At 67.9% G+C, this 18,211-nt stretch carries 16 protein-coding genes; 3 read left to right on the top strand and 13 right to left on the bottom strand.

What is annotated here, in order from left to right:
• Positions 1 to 34: 34 nt before the first annotated feature.
• Positions 35 to 2,752, top strand: coding sequence for a secretin N-terminal domain-containing protein (locus H8F26_RS06645; RefSeq protein ID WP_231605509.1), 2,718 nt, complete (start codon positions 35 to 37; stop codon positions 2,750 to 2,752).
• Between the two features lie 13 nt (positions 2,753 to 2,765).
• Here H8F26_RS06645 and H8F26_RS06640 read toward each other — a convergent pair whose 3' ends face one another.
• The 6 genes from H8F26_RS06640 to H8F26_RS06615 all read right to left on the bottom strand — a co-directional run bounded on the left by H8F26_RS06640 (position 2,766) and on the right by H8F26_RS06615 (position 9,214).
• Positions 2,766 to 3,581, bottom strand: coding sequence for a pentapeptide repeat-containing protein (locus H8F26_RS06640; RefSeq protein ID WP_197158413.1), 816 nt, complete (start codon positions 3,579 to 3,581; stop codon positions 2,766 to 2,768).
• A 52-nt stretch (positions 3,582 to 3,633) separates the two neighbouring features.
• On the bottom strand, positions 3,634 to 3,978 hold the full coding sequence (locus tag H8F26_RS06635; protein WP_197158411.1) for a hypothetical protein: 345 nt from the start codon (positions 3,976 to 3,978) through the stop codon (positions 3,634 to 3,636).
• 8 nt (positions 3,979 to 3,986) lie between these two features.
• Positions 3,987 to 5,195 (bottom strand): hypothetical protein, encoded by a 1,209-nt coding sequence (locus H8F26_RS06630; protein WP_197158409.1) that lies wholly within the window; start codon positions 5,193 to 5,195, stop codon positions 3,987 to 3,989.
• Positions 5,196 to 5,427: 232 nt separating this feature from the next.
• Complete coding sequence (locus H8F26_RS06625) at positions 5,428 to 7,338, bottom strand: DUF3488 and transglutaminase-like domain-containing protein (RefSeq protein ID WP_197158407.1); 1,911 nt, start codon at positions 7,336 to 7,338, stop codon at positions 5,428 to 5,430.
• Positions 7,335 to 8,294: a hypothetical protein gene (locus tag H8F26_RS06620; protein WP_231605507.1), complete on the bottom strand. Its 960-nt coding sequence runs from the start codon at positions 8,292 to 8,294 to the stop codon at positions 7,335 to 7,337. The genes H8F26_RS06625 and H8F26_RS06620 overlap by 4 nt, the downstream gene beginning before the upstream one ends.
• On the bottom strand, positions 8,291 to 9,214 hold the full coding sequence (locus H8F26_RS06615) for a MoxR family ATPase (RefSeq protein ID WP_231605506.1): 924 nt from the start codon (positions 9,212 to 9,214) through the stop codon (positions 8,291 to 8,293). The genes H8F26_RS06620 and H8F26_RS06615 overlap by 4 nt, the downstream gene beginning before the upstream one ends.
• A 100-nt stretch (positions 9,215 to 9,314) precedes the next feature.
• Here H8F26_RS06615 and H8F26_RS06610 point away from each other — a divergent pair, with 100 nt between their 5' ends.
• A complete protein-coding gene (locus H8F26_RS06610) occupies positions 9,315 to 10,481 on the top strand; it encodes a histidinol-phosphate transaminase (protein ID WP_197158404.1) in 1,167 nt (388 codons plus the stop codon).
• 40 nt (positions 10,482 to 10,521) lie between these two features.
• Here H8F26_RS06610 and murG read toward each other — a convergent pair whose 3' ends face one another.
• Positions 10,522 to 11,631 (bottom strand): undecaprenyldiphospho-muramoylpentapeptide beta-N-acetylglucosaminyltransferase, encoded by a 1,110-nt coding sequence (gene murG, locus H8F26_RS06605; protein ID WP_197158402.1) that lies wholly within the window; start codon positions 11,629 to 11,631, stop codon positions 10,522 to 10,524.
• Positions 11,632 to 11,774: 143 nt separating this feature from the next.
• On the opposite strand from murG, the gene H8F26_RS06600 reads away from it, so the two are divergent.
• Positions 11,775 to 12,506 (top strand): hypothetical protein, encoded by a 732-nt coding sequence (locus H8F26_RS06600; protein WP_370594691.1) that lies wholly within the window; start codon positions 11,775 to 11,777, stop codon positions 12,504 to 12,506.
• A 21-nt stretch (positions 12,507 to 12,527) separates the two neighbouring features.
• Here H8F26_RS06600 and H8F26_RS06595 read toward each other — a convergent pair whose 3' ends face one another.
• From H8F26_RS06595 to H8F26_RS06570, 6 genes are all read right to left on the bottom strand, one after another.
• A complete protein-coding gene (locus H8F26_RS06595) occupies positions 12,528 to 13,523 on the bottom strand; it encodes a hypothetical protein (protein ID WP_197158400.1) in 996 nt (331 codons plus the stop codon).
• Positions 13,524 to 13,620: 97 nt separating this feature from the next.
• Complete coding sequence (locus H8F26_RS06590; RefSeq protein ID WP_370594690.1) at positions 13,621 to 14,475, bottom strand: NAD(P)-dependent oxidoreductase; 855 nt, start codon at positions 14,473 to 14,475, stop codon at positions 13,621 to 13,623.
• A gap of 96 nt (positions 14,476 to 14,571) precedes the next feature.
• Complete coding sequence (locus tag H8F26_RS06585; RefSeq protein WP_197158396.1) at positions 14,572 to 15,675, bottom strand: type III polyketide synthase; 1,104 nt, start codon at positions 15,673 to 15,675, stop codon at positions 14,572 to 14,574.
• Complete coding sequence (locus H8F26_RS06580) at positions 15,666 to 16,820, bottom strand: NAD(P)/FAD-dependent oxidoreductase (RefSeq protein WP_231605504.1); 1,155 nt, start codon at positions 16,818 to 16,820, stop codon at positions 15,666 to 15,668. Before H8F26_RS06580 ends, H8F26_RS06585 begins: the two co-directional genes overlap by 10 nt.
• Positions 16,820 to 17,551 carry a methyltransferase domain-containing protein gene (locus H8F26_RS06575; RefSeq protein WP_197158393.1) on the bottom strand — a complete coding sequence of 244 codons (732 nt, stop codon included), beginning with the start codon at positions 17,549 to 17,551 and terminating at the stop codon, positions 16,820 to 16,822. Before H8F26_RS06575 ends, H8F26_RS06580 begins: the two co-directional genes overlap by 1 nt.
• Before the next feature lie 131 nt (positions 17,552 to 17,682).
• Positions 17,683 to 18,204 (bottom strand): EF-hand domain-containing protein, encoded by a 522-nt coding sequence (locus H8F26_RS06570; RefSeq protein WP_197158391.1) that lies wholly within the window; start codon positions 18,202 to 18,204, stop codon positions 17,683 to 17,685.
• Between the last annotated feature and the right edge of the window lie 7 nt (positions 18,205 to 18,211).

Below are 18,211 nucleotides of genomic sequence, written 5' to 3'. Positions count from 1 at the left end.
ATCCGAACAGGCCCCCCGGCGCTGGTCGCCACAGGTGGGGGCCGATACCATCGCGCCAGTTCCGGTCAGTCTTTTGTCGTTGCGGCGCCTCGGTGCGGTGGGTGGAGCCTGGCTGCTGGGCATGGGCCTCTTGGTCGATCCCGTGCTGATCAGCCGGCCGGCCCTGGCCCAGGCCCAGCTGAGCAGCGATGGGATCCAGCTGAAGATCCGTCGCCTGCCGGATGCGATCGAGCTGGTGCTCCAGGACGCCGGTATGGGCGGCGCGATGGAACAACGCCTGGATGGGGCGATCTGGGTGGGTGAGCTGCGCACCGATCGCACCCGCGGCCTCAAGGCCGGGCCGCAGTCGTTGGCGATGCCGGATGCGGGCATGGAGCGCATCACCTTCGACGGCACGGGGCGCCTGTTCCAGTTGAAGGTGACCCCCTCCCGGGACCAGACGATCAGCCCTCCGATCGTCAGCAGCGACGGCAAGGACCTGATCGTGCGCTTTCCGGCGCCGCAGCTGCCGGTGAGCCAGACCGTGAGCCCGAATCTGAGCCGTCCCACCGCAGTGCCCACACCCGCCTATGTGCCGCCGCTGCGGCCACGGGCCGTGGCCCCGCCCCTGGGCGACATGGCGGTGGGCTCGATGACGATCCGCAACCGCGGCTACGTGACCCTGAGTGGCCCCCCGGTGACCCTCACCACCCGCGGAGCCAACGCCCGCGATGTGCTGATGGTGCTGGCCCAGATGGGGGGGTATGGGTATGCCTACTCCGATCCCGCCACGGGGCCGCAGGGAACCAACGCCTCAGCCGCGCAGACGAACCCGGTGACCGTGGCGTTCCAGAACGAGGCCTACGAACGGGCTTTCAACTTCGTGCTGTTGAGCAGTGGCCTGCAGGCTCGCCGCGAAGGCAACACGATCATGGTGGGGCCGAACGTTCTCAGCAAGACGATCGGCCCCCAGCTCTCGAAGGTCTATCGCCTCAACCAGGTATCCGCCAATTCCGCCGCCGATTACCTCGCCAACCTCGGGGCCAGCGTCACCAAGGTGACCTCGATCACCACGGCCGTGTCCCAGGGCCTGAATCAGAACGAACAGGTGGCTGGTGCCAGTGCCACCAACCAGACCGTTACCTCCACCCAGCAGCAGGTGGAGGCCTTCGGGGCCTCCACCGGCCCCCTGGTGGGCCTGCAGGCCACCACCGACCCACGCCTGAGCACGATCACCCTGGTGGGCGAGGTGGCGCTGGTGGCGATCGCGGAGCAATACCTCAAGCAGCTGGATCTGCGCCAGCGGCAGGTGGCACTCTCGGTGAAGATTCTGGATGTGACCCTCAACAACGACACTGAGATCGACAACAGCTTTGCCTTCCGCTTCGGCAATAATTTCATTGTCAACGATGGCGGCCGCCTGCTGGCGGCCTTCGGGCGCAATCTGCCGGCCAATAGCGATGATTTCAGTGACTTCAACACAACCGAAGGCTTCAGCGAGAATTCGGGCAGCAATTCTTTCTCGAACCGGAATAATTCCCGTTCCCGCGACAGGAATTCCGGATCCGGCTCGAACTCGACCTCAGGCGACTCCTTCACCAACAGCCTCACGCTGAACTTCCAGGACAACACCCAGCTGAATCAGTCTCAAGTAGAAGAGATTAATGCCCAACTGTCTCGCCAGACGGGAACCGAGATTAGAGAATTTACCGTTGAACGCTTCATACCCAACCCAAACTTTGTCGAGGGAGGCGACGAACCCTTAGAAATCACAGTTGAATCCAAACAATTCAGGGTCGTGCCCAACGGCAGCGCCTCCCAATCCCTCAGCTCGGCCCTCACCTCCCGGGTGGAGAACATCATCGGCAACATCACCGGCCGGCAGGTGAACCTGAGCCGCAGCCAGACCGGCTCTAACGCCAATGATTCCACCAACCGCAACAGCCGATCCCGCAATTCCAACCGCTTCAATGATCGCAATCGCAGCAGCGATAGCTCCCAGAACTACTCCGGCACCCGCCGCCGCAACCCCGCCCTCAACTATCCCGATAACCAGTTCTTCGATTTCCTCCAGGCACAGATTGTCTCCAACAACACCAAGGTGCTGGCGGCTCCCACCCTGATTCTCAGTGAGAACCCTGAAGAGATCAGTGGGGGTGCCAATGCCTCTGGTGCAACTCAAAGTTCTACCGGTGGTTTCAACCTGCTGGGTCAGCAGACCATCGGTCGCTCCCGAGCCAATGAGTCATTCGTGACCGTTGGCACCCAGGTGATCACCGCCTTGAACGTGACCACGCAGGAAAACTCCACCAATGTGATCTGCGAGCCCGAGTTCGCCACGGCGGGGCTTGCTTTCGGAGCCAGAGTCTCGAAGATCGATGATAACGGGTTCGTGACTTTCTCGCTCACCCCTACTATTTCCGCGATTGTGGATTTTATTTCGGGTCCCACGGCCTGCTCTTCGGATCTGGCGATTCTGTCCCTGCGACGCCTCGATACCGGCAGTCTTCGCGTCCGTGACGGCCAGACTCTGATCCTCACCGGCGTGATTTCCGATGAAGATCAACAGGAGGTCTCCAAGTGGCCGATCCTTGGGGATTTGCCGATCGTGGGTCAGTTCTTCCGCCGCACGTCCGGCTCAAGGCGCCGCAATGAACTGGTGATCCTGGTGACGCCCCGCATCATCGACGATGAAAAAGGTGGCACTTATGGCTATGGCTACACCCCCGGCACCCAGGATGCACGCCGGCTCATGTACGGCGTCAACAACTAAGCCCGACCCAGACTCAGAAGCCCACAGCAGGGGCGAACATCTTGATCGCCAGGGGCGCCAGCTGCTGGAACACCCCGATCGCTCCCTGCAGCAGTCCGCTGCCGAAGCCGTTGCCGCTCTTGTTGGGATCCTTGGCCAGATCGGCAGCGCCCTTGCGGAGCTGGTCGGCCGTTTCCTTCTGGCCCTGCTGCTCAAAGAGCGTGGCGGCATAGTTGAAGTCCATCGCCGCCAGATCCCGTTTGGACTGCTCGGCGCGGCTGATGCCCCGGGCCAGCCAGGTGAGTGCGGCGTCGGGCTGTTTGAGCAACGCCTTGTTGAACAGGTCTTCCGCCTCCGGATAGCGCCCTTGCAGGGCTGCTTCCACGCCGGCGTTATGCATGGCGGCATAGCTGCTGGCCTCGGCGGTCACCCCTGTGGCCCCGCGCCAATGGCTTTTGGCCAGGGCGTCTGCATCGAGCTGGGCACCACTGAGATCGGCGTCCCGCAGATCGGTGCCTTCCAGCTTGGCGCCGCGTAGATCAGCCCCGCGCAGCGACGCGCCCATCAGGGAGGAGAAGCTCAGGTCGGCCTGGCGCAGGTCGGCCCCATCGAGCTGAGCCCGGCTGAGGTTGGCGCGCTGCAGCCGCGCCTGCTGCAGGTCCGCATCGCGCAGATCGGCATGCACCAGATCGGCATCCTGGAGTCGGCATGCGGGGCAGGTCTTGCGATCGAGCAGTTGCATCAGCTGCTCCTGGTCGGCCGCCCAGCTCGGTGCGGCCGCAGCCGTCAGAAGAAAGGCGCCGATCATCGGAGCAACGATTCGGCCGCTCCGTCGTTGGGTCCGGATCATCGCCGCCGATGGGAGCAGTGCCGATCCGTCATAGCGGAATCCTGTCCATTTCCTAGCGGGATGGGGCCGGATTGGCCGGCGGGCTGGCGCTGCTGCCTGCTTCGCCTGCAGCAGTGGTCCCACTGCGGGGGGGACGTTCCTCCAGGCACCAGATCTTGCCCTTGCGGATCCATTCGTAAGACGCCGGCCAGAGCTGTTGCCGGGCCATGGCGGAGCGCAGCTGATTCAGGCAGGCCTGGCCACTGGAACACTGCTGCACGTTGTTGTTGTTGTAGCGCTCCACCGGTGGTTTGAGACTCTGGAAATAGCGCTCCTCCGGCAGACAGAAGCTGCCGGCGCTGGCGGCCGCAGGCATGCCCAGGGCCACGATCAGACCCAGAACAATCCGGTAACGCATCGGCTGGCTCACAGCACAACCGGCTGGAAGCCGCCACCGGGCGATGACGCGGCAGAACCTTCGCCAAAGATGAAATCCTCAGCCGCAAGCTCGGTGAAATATGGAAGCAGAATCGATGAACTGCCATAGGTGATCAGCGTATCGCGCTCGCTCTCGAACACGAAAAATCTGTTGCCCTGATCGGCCAGGGTGAGGCCGTTCCGAAACACGATGCGATCGCCTTCCGCCGGATTGAAATCAAAGATCACGTCATTCCCTTCTGCAAAGGTGTTGAAAATGAAGCGGTCGGCACCTCCCTGCGGCGCTAACGGGTCGGCACTGCGATCAGGGATGACATAGATGAATTCATCGGGTCCGAACGTGGCAAGCAGAGCGTCGGCCGGTGCGTAGTCTATGTTGTATTGATTCGCCAGCACCTTGAGGCTTTCAAAGCTCACTTTCGTGCCATTGCCTTCGGGCGGCGCACCTCCTGTCGCCTGATCAAAATCTTGCTGCAGAAGCTCAAAGGTCACCGGTTCAAAGCTGAACGGCCTTGGCTGGGAAGGATTCGGAGCAAAGAATCCGAAACTGTCATAGATGTCGAAAACATAGGGGTCATTGGCCAGGTCTGCGCTGAAGGTGAATTCCCAGTCGCCATACATGAAATCGTCGCTCTGCCCGCTGATCAGGTCGTCATTGCCTCCCGTCACCGGCCCGTAAACAGCGGCGGCATCTCCATACATCAAGGTCCGCGTCAAAAACAGGGGCACACCGGTGAGAACGTCGTTGCCGCCGCGGCTGTAGGGCTGCATCGTTGCAGCATCGCCGATCATTTCGGTGTAGTTGCCGTAGGCCTGCAGCAGGTCCTTCCCACCAGTGCCGTAGAGCTCCGTGCTGTCGCCCACCATGCGATCCGTCGAGCCGAAGCCGCCGATCAGTTGATCGTCTCCGCCAAAAGCCCCAACCCCAATGAAGCCGGAGTCGCCGATGAGATTATTCTGATTTTGCTTACCATTACCGGCCGAAAGATAATCGTTACCAAGACCTCCCGACAGCTGATCCGATCCTTTCTGACCAAAGATGCGGTCATCGCCATCGGATCCAGCTCCCGTATCATTACCTCCCCTGAGATAAATCTTATAGCCGAGATTTGAGTTTACAACAACGTTATTCGGCTCGTTATCGAATTTGAATGTCGTTTTCCCCTTGGCATCCGGCCCTTTGATCTTGGTTTTCATGGCCTGAAGCGCCGCATTACGATGCATGGTAAGGGTCCCTGCAACACCCTGGCCGTCATCGGGGCATCAGAGCTTGGACCAGAGATGGCCACTGCAGGCAATGCCATGGAAGCAGTGTTGCCTGGCTGCTTGGTGACTGCTATCTGCGGGTCTGCTACCTGCGAGTCTGCTACCTGCAAGGCAGTGCCGATGGGTGGCCACGCCGCTCAATGTCTGCAGTCTGTGTTGTGTCTCAGCTGGTACGACCTGGAGACGAAGGATGTCCAGGAATCGAGGGCTTGGTGGAAAAACTGGAACAGATTCTGCGGATCTCCTGTCGACACTGTCTCAGGTGCTTCAGTGTCCGCTGCATTTCAGTCGGCGAGAGCCATTGGAAGCGGGCTCGTGTGTAGTGATGGCTGAGTTCCTGCAGGACGTTGGATAGGCGCGGCTCCCGTCTTCCAGCGCGTCTGCAGAACTGCTCCAAGGGCTCCGATCCGTGGGGTTTCAGACCTGCTGACTGCAGGGCCGCCAGGCATCGCTCCAGTTCCCGTCGGTGGCGATCGGTTTGCGGGCCACGGTCGCGTAACCGCTGGGTCCATCGCAGGGCGGCCAGGCTGAGGGTCAGCGCCAGGCCCAGGCCCGCCAGCAGCAGGACCCCAAGCCACTGCCGCTGACGCCCCAGCAAGGTGTCGAGCAGGGCCTCCTGGCCCTCCCGATCAAAGCCCAGCCACCAGCGGCTCCAGGCCAGGTCGATGCCCCACCACTGCCGCTGGCCCCAGCGCCACCACAGCGGTGCCTGCCCCTCCAGCGCCATCGCTGGCGCTGGAGGGGCATTGCGCTCCGGCGTCACCCAGCCGGTCGGATCCAGCCGCTGCCAGCCCTCGCCATCGAGCCACACCTCACTCCAGGCATGGGCTTCCGCCTGGCGGATGTCGAGGTAGGGCTCACCGCCGAAGGGCTGCACCCAGGTGCCGCCCTTGTATCCACTCACCACCCGGGCCGGCACGCCCGCAGCCCGCAGCAGGGCCGTGGCGGCGCTGGCGTAATGGCCGCAGAAGCCCTGCTGCCGCTCGAACAGGAAGGTGTCGAGACCAGCGCGCCGCGGCAGGGTGCCCGGGCTGCGGGTGTAGCGGAAGGGCTGGCTGCGGAACCAGGCCTCGGCGGCGGCCAGGCGCTGGCGGAGTTCCGGCAGTCGGGCCCACTGGTGCCCCAGGGCCTCGAGCCTCGGATTGGCCCCCTTCGGCAGGGCCAGGTCGATCAGGGAAGGGGGTCTCTGCTGCCAGGGGCTGTCCTGCTCCTCGCTGATCAGTTGGTAATGGCGCCGTTCCCGTGGCGGGCGCTTCAGCAGCAGTTCACCATCGAAGCGCAGGCGCAGGTCGTCGCTGCGGGGCTGGGCCCGCCCGTCCCAGGGCACCGCCTCAAACCGGCTCGGTTCCACCAGCCAGAGCTGGCGCGCCCTGGCGTCAGCCGGAGCGGCGCCCTTCTCCACCGGGGCCATCAAGGCTGGGGCCGTGCGCAGCTCACGCCGCTGCCAGCTCTGGCCATCGAACCAGTCATGCACCAGCACCCGCCAGTAACGCTCGCTCTCCGGCGGGACCCGGTTGTCGCTGAAGGCCACCCGTGCCGCCGGCGCCGCACTGCTGGCCAGGGAGGCGATGCCGCCCGGATCCAGCCTGTCGCTCAGGCCGGTCACGGCGGCGGCGCCCCAGCCTTGGGGCAGGGTCCAGAGCGGTCCGATCCGCGGCACCAGCAGGAACAGCACCAGGGCCATCGGCAGGGCCGCCGCCAGCACCTGGGCGCTGCGCCGCAGCAGTTGCCGCCAGCTGAGGCTGAGCTCCAGTTCCAGGCCCAGCAGGCCCGCCAGCGCCAGCAACGCGATCGCCAGCTGCAGGGCGCTGGGGAGCAGATCGGGCTGTTGGGCTCCCAGCAGCCCGGCCCCCACCAGCTGCAGCAGCGCCACCAGCCGTCGTTCAGCACGGCTGCGCGCCTCCCGCAGCTTCAAAGCGGCCATCACCACCAGAACGATCGTGGGCCAGCTCAGCGGCAGGCCCGGATCCAGGCCCGTGAGCCCGATCGCCAGCAGACCGGTCACCACCCATTGCAGGCGCTTGGGGGGCAACACCATCGCCGAGGTCGCTGCAGGGCTCAGGGGCTGGCTCATGGGCTGGTGGCCAGGGCCCGCAGGCAGGCATCCCGGTGGCTGGGGCCGCTGTCGGGCTCCAGGCGAAGGCCGGGCAGATCCAGCCCATAGATCGCCTCCTGATGGCCCAGCTGCCAGATCCGCTCGCTGAGGTGCTCCAGCGCCTGCTCACGGGGCAGGCCGGCCGCCGGCGCGAGGCAGAGGGGCTCGCCGGCCTCGGCCGAGAACTGCTTGGTCAGCTGGCCACGGCCCTGGGCGAAGGGCTTCCAGGCCAGGCGGCTGCTGCCATCCTCGGGGCGATGGGGCCGCAGGTCGCGCCACTGTTCGGTGCCTTCCCGTTCCCAGTGGCTGTGGCTGGTGGAGCCGCTCGCCGAGCGCAACACCGGCAGGCTGGCGACCGGGCCAGGCAGGCGGCGGGGGTAGATCAGCTGGGCCCGTGGTGGTTCCCAGCGGCTCCAGCAGCGGAACAGTCCCAGCGGTGCCGTGCTGACCAGCTTCAGGCGACCGGGCCGCTGCCAGCCGCGCCGGGGCGGGATCCAGGGCAGTGCCAGGGTCTGCTCCCCCGGTCGCAACGTGAGTACGAGGGGGGAAGTGGCCACACCATCGCCGCTGGCTGGTTGCCAGCTGATCTGCACGCCTTCGCGGCGATGGCGACTGCGGGCAATCAGGGGATAGGCCAGGGGAGTTCCGGCAAAGCCCGCCGCCGGTTCACCGCAGCGCAGCTCCAGGCCCTGCAGGTTGAAGTGGGTGAGGTGCAGGGCCAGCAGGATCAGCCCCAGCATCAGATAACTCAGCAGCAGCGGCCCGTTGCGCTGGGTCTGGATCGCCACGATCAGCAGCAGCCCTCCGCCGCTCAGCCACAGCCAGCCGAAGCGGGTCGGCACGATGTAGAGGTTGCGCAGCCCCAGCAGCAGCGGATCCCCCTGCTGGGGTGGCACCAGGCGCGTCACCAGCTCCTCCGGGGAAGGCAGCGTCATCGGATTGCATCCACATCCGCCAGGAGGCGGGCGCTGAAGCCACCACCCGCCGCGCCGCCGCCCCCACTCAGGGGTTGTCCCCCATCCAGCCGGTGTTCGCACACCGGTGCCAGCACGGCCTGCACATCGGAGGGGAGCACGTGGCCGCGCCCCTCCAGCAGCGACCAGGCCCGGGCGGCCGCCACCAGCCCAAGAGCCGCACGGGGGGAAAGGGGGGCTCCGGGGATGTCAGCACGGCGGCTGAGTTCCACCAGATCGAGCACGTAATCCAGCAGGGCCGGGGTGCAGGTCTGATGGGCGCTGCGCTCCTGCAGCTCCTGCAGCCGGGCTGGCGAGAGCACGGCGCCGATCGCCTCCGGCCGCCGCCCCTCGCCGGCCAGCAGGGCGCGCTCCGCCTGCCGCGGCGGGAAGCCGAGGCTGAGCCGCATCAGGAAGCGATCAAGCTGGGATTCGGGCAGGGGCGCGGTGCCCATCTGGTCGAGCCCGTTCTGGGTGGCGATCACAAAGAACGGCTCCGGCAGCGGATGGCTGGTGCCATCCACACTCACCCGCCCGGCCGCCATCGCCTCCAGCAGGGCGCTCTGGGTGCGGGAGCTGGCGCGGTTGATCTCATCGGCCAGCAGCACCTGGGTGAACACCGGGCCGGCCTGGAAACGGAAGCTGGCGGTGGCCGGATCAAACACATTGATGCCGGTGAGATCGGCCGGCAGCAGATCACTGGTGAAGCTCACCCGCTTGAAGGCCAACCCGAAGCAGCGGGCCAGGGTCTCGGCCAGGGTGGTCTTGCCCACGCCGGGCAGATCCTCGATCAGCAGATGGCCGCGGGCCAGCAGGCAGGCGAGAGCCAGGCGCACCTCCTGCTCCTTGCCCAGCAGCACCCGGTTCACGGCCTCGATCACCGGCTGCAGCGGGGCGGACACAAAGCCAGGGCGGAGGCCCCTGAATTGTGCCGTCGCCATCGGGCGCCTGCAGGGACACAGGCGGTTAGCGTCCAAGCCGCTTTCCGGCTGCTGCCGCGCCATGTCTTCGCCGGTGCCGCCTGAGATCCACGGGGGCAACCGGGTGGCCATCGCCGCTCGCCTCGGTTGCCGCCCCGCCGATCTGCTCGATCTCAGCGCCTCGCTGGTGCCCTTCGGGCCGCCCCTGAGATTGCGCCTGGCCGCTCTGGCTGCCATGGCCGGCCCGGCGCTGCGCGACTATCCCGATCGCGGCTACGGCGCCCTGCGCCAAGCGATCGCCGCCCTGCACGGTCTGCCTCCGGAGTGGGTGCTGCCCGGAAACGGCGCCGCCGAGCTGTTCACCTGGGCGGCGCGTGACGCGGCGGCCACCGGCGTCAGCGCGCTGCCGGCACCGGGCTTCGCCGATTACCGGCGGGCCCTGGCCACCTGGGGCGGCGCCAGCAGGCCACTCCCCCTGCGGCTCGACTGGCCGGCCGGCTTCCCCCAGCACTGGGGGGCGGCCTTTGCGGATGACCAGGCCGGCTCCGGCGATGACCAGCTCTCAGGCCATTCGCAGGCGCCGCCGGTGCTGTGGATCACCAATCCCCATAACCCCAGCGGCCAGCTCTGGAGCCGCGACTCCCTGGCGCCGCTGCTGGAGCGCCACCGGCTCGTGATCGTGGACGAGGCCTTCCTGCCCCTGGTTCCAGCCGGAGAAGCCCAATCCCTGGCGCCCCTGCTGCCGCACCATCCCAACCTGGTGGTGATCCGCAGCCTCACCAAGCTGCTGTCGATCGCGGGCCTGCGGCTGGGCTATGCCCTGGCCGCACCGGAACGCCTGCAGCGGTGGAGCTCCTGGCGGGATCCCTGGCCGGTGAATGGCCCGGCGGCGGCGATGGCGGCCGGCTGGCTCGCCGATGGGCCGCGGCGCGACCGCTGGACGGCAAGGGTGCAGCGCTGGGTGGCGGTGGAAGGTCCCTGGTTGGCGGCCCAGCTGGCGGCACTGCCGGGGCTGATGCCGATGCCTTCGGCCGCGAACTTCCTGCTGGTGCGCCACAGCGGCGGAGCGTCGCTGGAGCCGCTGCGGCTGGCCCTGGAGCAGCGCCACCGCATCCTGTTGCGTGGCTGCCGCTCCTTCGAGGGGCTGGGGGAGGGCTGGCTGCGCATCGGCCTCCAGGATCGGCGGCGTCATCGCCGCCTGCTCCAGGCCCTGGCCCTGGAGTGGGGGCGCTGCGGCCTGCAGGGCTGAGAGGGCGTTCTGCTGAGACGGCTTGCCGCTGAAACAGCTCTCAGGCCTGGGGCTGTTGTTCGGCGTCTGCCGCGCCGAGCTCCACCAGCAGCGCCGCCACCTGCCGGTCGGCATCGCGCACGGCCAGGCGCTCCATGCCCCGCCGCAGGCTCAGCAGGGGATCGGCATCGGGCTGGACCGGCTCTCCTTCCAATCGCGGGCCCAGCAGCCGCCAGAGGGTGCGCTCCAGGTCGGGATCGGAGGGGGGCTGTTGCGCCACGATCACCGCCGCTTCCACAGCGGCTGCGGCTGCCGCGTTGGCGTCCTGGTGGTGGTCGGCGGCCTGCGGGAAGGGCACCAGGATCGCCGGGGTGCCACACACCGCCAGTTCACTGAGGCTGCCGGCCCCGGCGCGGCTGATCGCCAGGTCGGCGTGCTGCAGCAGGCCCGCCATGGCCTCGCTGAAGGGCCGTTCCACCAGGCCGCTGAGGCTGGTCTGGCCGGCTTCAGGATCGTTGCTGCCGGTGAGATGCACCACCCGACAGCCGGCCGCCACCAGCTTCGGCAGCAGCGGTCGCACCATCCGGTTCAGGCCCAGGGCCCCCTGGCTGCCGCCCACCACCAGCAGCAGCGGGCCATCACCGGCCGGTACCCATTCCGGCAGGGGGGCCGGTTCCAGCAGTGCCTGGCGCACCGGTGTGCCGGTGACCAGCGGCCGGCAGCGGGGCAGCCGCTCGGCCGCCTGCGGCAACCCCACCGCCACCCGGCTGCAGAGGCGGCCCAGCAGGCGCGTCACCTTGCCGGGGATGGCATTGCTCTCGTGCAGCACCACCGGCACGCCGCACCAGCGGGCCGCCAGGATCGCCGGTGCGGCGATGTAGCCGCCGCTGCTGAACACCACCGTGATCTGCTCCCGCCGGATCAGGCGGCGCACGGCCCGGGTGGCGTTGAGCAGCTTCAGCAGATTCCAGAGCTTGCGCAGACCTCGCCCCTGCAATCCACCGGCCCGCACCGTGTGGAGCGGATAGCGGCTCGGCACCAGCTGGCGCTCCAGTCGATCAGGCACCCCCAGCCATTGCACGCTCCAGGCGGGCGGCAGAGCCTCCGCCACAGCCAGGGCCGGAAACAGATGGCCACCCGTACCACTGGCGGCGATCAGAAGCCTGGGCATGGGCGGGGCGTGCGGCCGCGCCTAACTTAAAAGCCATGCCCGGGCCGCTCCACCGCTTGACCTTCCTGTCGCTGTCCCCTTCTCTCACGTCCTCCTCATCCCGCCGTGCAGTGCGCGCCGGCTTCGGCTGGGTCCGGCGCGGCCTGGCCGCCGCTCTGGTGCTGGGTGGCCTGGCGGCCGGGGTGCCCGCAGCCTGGGCTGCGGCTCCCACGCCAGCCCTGCTGCAGGCCCTCGAGGCGGCACTCAACAGCTCTGGCAGCAGCGATCTGGCGGCCCTGCTCGAGGCTGGTCCAGGCTTCGATCCCAGTGAGCTGGAAGCGCGCTACAGAACCCTGCGCGAGCTGTTCCCCGATGCCCGCTGGCAGATCACACCGGCGGCTCCGCTGCGGGATGGCCGCGCCACCGTCACGGTCACGGTCACCGGCCATCGTCAGGACGGGGCCTACAACTACCAGCTGGAGGCCTCCCAGCAGCTTGCCCTCGAGAGCAGCGGCAGCCGGATCAACGGCCAGACCGTGATCCGCGAGCAGTCGATCCTGCGCAGTGGTGACGTCGACCTGCCCGTGAGCCTGCTGATCCCCGATGCCGTGCTCACCGGCCAGCGCTACGACGTGGACGTGCTGTTCGATGAACCCCTGAAAGGTGCCGTGGTGGCCGGTGGCATCGTGCCCCTGACAGCCGAGCAGTTGTCGGCGGTCGAGAGTCCCGACCTGCAGCTGGGTGCCCTGGGCGGCGGTGGCCTGTTCAAGGTCGTGCAGGCACCCACGACCCCCGGCTCCCAGACCTGGGCGATCCTGCTGGTGCATCCCGAGGGCATCGTGAGCGCCACCAAACGGGTGCGCGTGGTGACGGATCGGCAGGCTCTGCAACCCTGAAGGGCCCAGCCCGAGCACGGCTCAAGCCAGCAGGATGTCCGTTGGAGCCAGGGGCGTGAACGGGTCCAGCTCGGCCAGGAGGCCACCGCCATTGCCGAAGCCGGCGTCCTTGCCGTTGTCGTTGAGGAACAGCTGACCCCTGGGTTCCCAGTACACGAGGGAGGCCTTGGAGGCAAGGCCCTTCTTCAGCGCTTTGCGGTTGCCATCGATCAGTCGGAATCTGGCCGCCTGACCATCCAGGAGACCAGCTGCCACAACCAGTTGATCGATGCCGCTCTCGAAGCCGCTGATCGAGCGGCCCGTCACGCTGTCGATCACGAAGCGGTCGGGGCTTCCCGATGGGACCGTTGGAGCCGAGGGAACTGCTGAGGCGGCCCCCCAGATCTCCACCAGGGCCTGCAGATCAGTGCTCGAGAACCAGGTGGCCGGGGCATCGCCGCCGACCCGATAGGACATGATCGTGTCCAGGTCACTGAAGCTGGGATCATCGGGGTTGCCACCCGGATGATCAAGGCCGAGGGCATGGCCGATCTCGTGCACAAGCGTGCGCTGTTCCGCCGCACTCAGGCCGGGATCATTGTTGAGTTCGGCCTCGATCGTCACGCCCGATACGGCTGGGATCAAGGATCGCTGGCCCGAGGGCGCCACAACGAAACGGAATTCCGTGTAGGTGATCCCGGTGATCGTGTCGGCGAAGCCGCCGTGATCGCGAACCTCCTGCACCGACACCAGCTGCAGTGGACTGGCCAAGCTGTTCTCCTGGCTGGCCTGCAGGCGGATCACTCCGGCCAGGCGGGCAAACGTCTGCTCGATGAAGGCCTGCTCCTCCGGATTGATGGCGATCGCAAGCGGCGGAGTGCCGAGCCCGCCGGCCAGATTGCCGTTATCGAAGCCGACAGCCGTGAGGCCATAGCGCAGCTGATGACTGCCAGTGCTGTCTGCCGCGTAAAGCTGGCGCAGCAGATCAAGCACGGTCAGGTCGGCCTTGATCAGGCTGGTGGGCAGCGCAACGGTCATCAGGCCAGGGATTCCGGGATCCGAGCCGGCCGCCGGGCTGTCATTGGTCCTCCGTGGGGCGTTGCGTCCTGCAACCTAGGCAGGCTCAGTGCAGACGTCAGGCCTGGAACCAGCGCATCAGGCAGGACACGTCGTCGTCGCCATGGCCGGCGGCGATCAGCTCCTCTTCCAGATGGCTCACCCGCTCGCTCAACGGCAGGGACAACCCCACTGCCCTGGCGGCGGCCAGGGCGATCGTCAGATCCTTGCGGTGCAGGGAGAGCTTGAACCCCAGGGGATAGTCGCCCCGCAGCATGGTGGCGGCGCGGTGCTCCAGGGCCCAGGAGCCCGCGGCACCGCCGCAGAGGGCCTGCCTCACCATCTCCATGGGCAACCCCAGCCGCTGGCCCAGGGCCATGGCTTCCGCCACCGCCGCATAACTGCCGGCCACCAGCACCTGATTCACCGCCTTGACCTGCTGGCCTGCGCCGATCGGCCCGAAGTGCGTCACGGTCTTCCCGACGGTCTGCAACAGCGGCATGGCCCGATGGACCGAAGCCTCTGCGCCTCCGACCAGCACCGAGAGCGTTCCAGCCTTGGCACCCTCGGTCCCCCCCGTGACTGGGGCATCGACGAGATCGAGGCCAAGGGGCCTGAGGCGGTCATGGCATGCCTGCGCCTGCGAGGGATCGATCGTGGAGAAGTCGATCACCAATCCGCCCGCAGGAAGAGCAGCGGCGGCACCCTGGGGGCCGAACAGCACGTCTTCCACCGCAGCACCATCGGTGAGACAGAGGCAGAGAATCTCTGCTGTGGCTGCCGCATCCGCTGGTGAGCATGCCCGCGCAGCGCCGGCCGCAGCCAGGGGCTCCTCCGCCTTGCGGGTGCGGTTGTGAACTGTCAGGGGGAAGCCGGCGGCCAGGAGATTTGTCGCCATCGGCGTTCCGAGCTGACCCAGCCCAAGGAAGGCCACCGATGGGAGCGGTGAGTCAGAGCTCTGCACGACCGGCTCGATGCGGATCGCCAGAAGGCTGTCATAACGGCCCGGGCAGCTTTCCCCTGCAGCGCCTCAGGCCAGCAGGGCCACCTCGACACACAGGCCCGGGCCGAAGGCCATGGCCAGGCAGGGGCCGCGAGCGCCGCTGCGCCGCAGACGCTCGAGGATGAACAGCAGGGTCGGCGACGACATATTGCCGCAGTCCCTGAGCACCGATCGGGAGGGCTCGATCAGGAGGGGATCAAGCCCCAGGGCCTCGGTCACCGCTGAGAGGATGCGGGAGCCGCCGGGATGCACGGCCCACGAGCCGATGGCAGCGAGCGTCAGCTGATGGACAGCCAGCCAGCCGGTCAGCCAGGGCCGCAGATGCTCCGCGATCAGGTCTGGGACCCGTGGGGACAGGCCCATGGCGAAGCCGTGATCCTCAATCGCCCACGACATCGCCTCGGTGCTGTCGGGCACCAGCAGGGAGCCGCTGGCGATCAAGCGCCGCAGCCGAGGGGCTGAAGGCGACTCAGCCTCAGGCTCCTTTCCGCAGGCCACGAGGGCGGCGGCGCCGTCGGCGAACAGGGAATTGGCCACGATTCGCTCGGCCTCCCAGCCGTACTGCAGGTGGAGGCTGCAGAGCTCAACCGCGCAGAGCAGGACACAGGCTTCAGGATCAGCCCCGGTGAATCCGGCAGCTACCCGGAGACCGTTCAGGGCTCCATGGCAGCCCATGAACCCCACGTGGGTGCGGGCCACGTCGGTGGGCAGCGGCAGGGCGGTCATCAGGGCGAGATCGACGCCAGGCGCCTGGAAGCCGGTGCAGGAGACCGTGATCAGGTGGGTGATCCGTTCTGGGGGCAACTGCGCCTGGTCCAGGGCAGCGAGAACGGCCCGCAGAGCCAACGTTGGCGCTTCCTGGGCGTAGCGACGCATCCGTTCCGCGGTGCCAGGGCTGGTGGCTCCGAAGAAGGACTGCTGATGGCACGACTCCGTGCCCGTGGGCTCCAGCAGAACGCTGTGGCGTGTGGCCACCCCTGAGCGGCGATGAAGGGTAGCGAGGAGCCGGCGTTGGGACGCAGAGGGAACCTGGTTGGGCAGGGCCACCTCGGCGGCGATGGCGGCAGCGTCGCCCTGGGCGATGCGATGGGGGGGCAGGGCCGTCCCCAGGCCGTGGATTGTCAGGGACATGGCTCTGGGGTCAGACGTTCCAGGGTTGCACCACCCAGCTGCTGGAGGAGTGGCGCGGTCAGTGCCGGCCAGCGCTCGGCCGCCGCCAGCAGGGTGCGGCTCAGGCCGGGGCGCCGCAGGGCGAAGGCCAGGGCATGGCAGAAGCGCTGCCTCGATCCGATCAGACGGGCATGGCGGCGGGACCACTCCCTCTCGAGGCCCCGGCTCCAGCCCTCCTGCCCCTGCAGCACCAGGGGCACCGCCGCCAGAGCCCCGACCAGAGCCCAGCCCATGCCCTCGCCCGTGAAGGGTTCCACGTAGCCAGCGGCATCCCCCAGCAGCAGCAGCCGCTCGGCCGCCGGGGGTGTGCTCTGGCGGGTGAGGGCCGGGGTGGCCCGCCAGGAGGTCTCGCTGCCCTGGGGCACGGGATCGAAGCCGGCCTCGGCCAGCACCGTGGCAGCGCAGACGGCCGGACCTCCGGCAGCGATCAGGTGGGTGCGGTCGAAGGCCGCGGCCAGGTTGAGGCCCCCGTCTTCGTTGCGCACCAGCCCCACATAGCCGTGCTGGCCGATGGCCATGTGGATCGTGCCCTTGCCATAGCCGCTCACCTCGGCGTCCAGCCGGCAGCCGGCGCCGACCCTGGCGTGGGGGTTGATCCGCGTCTGGATCGGGATGTCCGGATCCAGCCCGGAACTGCCCAGCCCCGTGGCCAGCAGCACGACCCGGGCGCTGGTGCTCTGATGCTCGTCGCCGGAGCGCAGCAGCACCTGCCTGCCCCCCGGACAGGCACCGCCCACGCTGGCCTCGGTCTGCAGGCGCAACACGGCTCCGGCAGCCACGGCGGCCTCACTCAGGGCCAGGTCGAAGCGGCTCCTGGAGAGGGATCGGCCCACGGGCAGGGCGAGGTCCACCTGATGGCCTTGCAGGCCGAGGCGGAGCCGGGCGAGGGGAACAGCGCCCTGGTCGTCGACCAGGTGGCCCAGGCCCGCATCCTCCAGGGCCCTGAGGGCGACGCCGTTCAGGCAGCTGCCGCAGACCTTCCAGCGGGGAAAGGCCCGCTTCTCCACCAGCAGCACCCGCAACCGGCGACGGGCCAGTTGGTGGGCGGCGAGGGCGCCGGCGGGCCCGGCCCCGACCACGATCACATCCCAGTCCGGAGCGTTCATCAAGGCTGGGGCGGGCCGCCTGGCCGGCGCCAGCACAGCAGATAGCGCTCGGGCCAGCTGCGCCGGATCTTGGCGCCATCGAGACCCGCCCGGACCGCCAGGGAGCGCACTTCCTCCAGCTGGAAGGCGCCCTGCACCGAGACGGGGCCATCGAAATGGACGATCGGGGAGCGACTCAGCAGGCGGCAGCCCGCCCAGGCCAGCCCGTAGCCCAGGGGACTGCGGATCAGGTCATTGACCAACACCAGCTGGCGGCTGGCGCGACCCATCCGGCTGAGCAGACCCACCGCCGCCGCCTCGTCCAGATGGTGCAGGAAGAGGGTGCAGAGGATGACGTCGTAGTCGTCAGGCAGGGGATCCTTCAGGACGTCGGCCTGGAAGAAGACTCCGTCTAGATCCCGCTCCCTGGAGCTGCGTGAGGCCATGGCCACCGCCTGGGGGCTGAGGTCGCAGCCGTCGACACGCACGGCGAGCCCTTCGCGACGGGCCCGTTCCGCCAGGGCCCTGGTGTTGTCCCCGCCGCCGCAGGCCAGATCGAGAACCCGCAGGGCCTGTCCGTTGTGCTCCCGGGCCAGGGAACGGATCGGAGCGAGCAGGGAACCCACGGCACCACTGAGGGCGTTGATCCTCCGCAGGCCCTCCAGGGCCTCGGTGTGGGCGGCGGGATCGAGGCCAGGCTGGTCCATCCACTCGGGTTGCCGGTGCCGCTGGGCCAGTGGCTGGAAAAGCATCAACAGAGCACGCGGAGGCCTGGGCTGTCGGCGCGGGGGAAAGCTCGAGGCGGTGTTCCTCGCCGACCAACAAGCCCGAAGCCCCGATCTTGACCCAGCTCTGAAGGTTACGGGCTGTAGGCGGACCTGAATCACCAGGACGCGGATCCCGCCCGATGCCGCCGCAGCTCACCCAGTTCCTGCAGGCTGACGCCGCCATCCCCGTTGCGGTCGGCCTGGCTGAAGTTCTCCTGCAGCCATCGCAGGTCCTTGGCTTCGCCGCGCTCGATCCGGCCATTGCGGTTGTGATCGGCCCGCAGGAACATCGCCCGCAACCGTTCGCCCTGCCATGCAGCGCGGTGGGGCACGAAGTCGGCGGGGGTGAGATGGCCTCGGCCACTGCGATCCAACCGTTCGAAGTGCTTTTCGATGTAGGCATGTCCCCGCACTTCGCTCCGCTCGAGGCGTTGGTCGCCGTTGCGGTCCAGCCGCCGGAACAGGTTCTGCAGCCGCTGGCGGTAGGTCTCGAGATCCCGCTGCTGCTGGGCCAGCTGCATGGCGTGCAGCGGAGGGGATGGAGCAACGGCCGCGGCCAGAGCCACGGCCGTGCCGGCCATCAGGGCAGCCAGCCGCCGCTGCCGGCGCCCCGGCCGGAGCCGGAGGGCGGGAGGCAACAGTTGC

This window comes from Synechococcus sp. CBW1006 (assembly GCF_015840525.1).
Lineage (GTDB): Bacteria > Cyanobacteriota > Cyanobacteriia > PCC-6307 > Cyanobiaceae > CBW1002.
The sequence above is the reverse complement of the archived record's forward strand: the minus strand, read 5'-3'. Positions and strand labels throughout refer to the sequence as shown.

What these genes read in the sequence shown, in the direction of transcription:
- H8F26_RS06610 (WP_197158404.1), top strand. Translation starts at nt 9,315, where the DNA reads ATGTCTTCGCCGGTGCCGCCTGAGATCCACGGGGGCAACCGGGTGGCC.
- murG (WP_197158402.1), bottom strand. Translation starts at nt 11,631, where the DNA reads ATGCCCAGGCTTCTGATCGCCGCCAGTGGTACGGGTGGCCATCTGTTT.
- H8F26_RS06625 (WP_197158407.1), bottom strand. Translation starts at nt 7,338, where the DNA reads ATGAGCCAGCCCCTGAGCCCTGCAGCGACCTCGGCGATGGTGTTGCCC.
- H8F26_RS06620 (WP_231605507.1), bottom strand. Translation starts at nt 8,294, where the DNA reads ATGACGCTGCCTTCCCCGGAGGAGCTGGTGACGCGCCTGGTGCCACCC.
- H8F26_RS06640 (WP_197158413.1), bottom strand. Translation starts at nt 3,581, where the DNA reads ATGATCCGGACCCAACGACGGAGCGGCCGAATCGTTGCTCCGATGATC.
- H8F26_RS06630 (WP_197158409.1), bottom strand. Translation starts at nt 5,195, where the DNA reads ATGAAAACCAAGATCAAAGGGCCGGATGCCAAGGGGAAAACGACATTC.
- H8F26_RS06635 (WP_197158411.1), bottom strand. Translation starts at nt 3,978, where the DNA reads ATGCGTTACCGGATTGTTCTGGGTCTGATCGTGGCCCTGGGCATGCCT.
- H8F26_RS06580 (WP_231605504.1), bottom strand. Translation starts at nt 16,820, where the DNA reads ATGAACGCTCCGGACTGGGATGTGATCGTGGTCGGGGCCGGGCCCGCC.
- H8F26_RS06575 (WP_197158393.1), bottom strand. Translation starts at nt 17,551, where the DNA reads ATGCTTTTCCAGCCACTGGCCCAGCGGCACCGGCAACCCGAGTGGATG.
- H8F26_RS06595 (WP_197158400.1), bottom strand. Translation starts at nt 13,523, where the DNA reads ATGACCGTTGCGCTGCCCACCAGCCTGATCAAGGCCGACCTGACCGTG.
- H8F26_RS06585 (WP_197158396.1), bottom strand. Translation starts at nt 15,675, where the DNA reads ATGTCCCTGACAATCCACGGCCTGGGGACGGCCCTGCCCCCCCATCGC.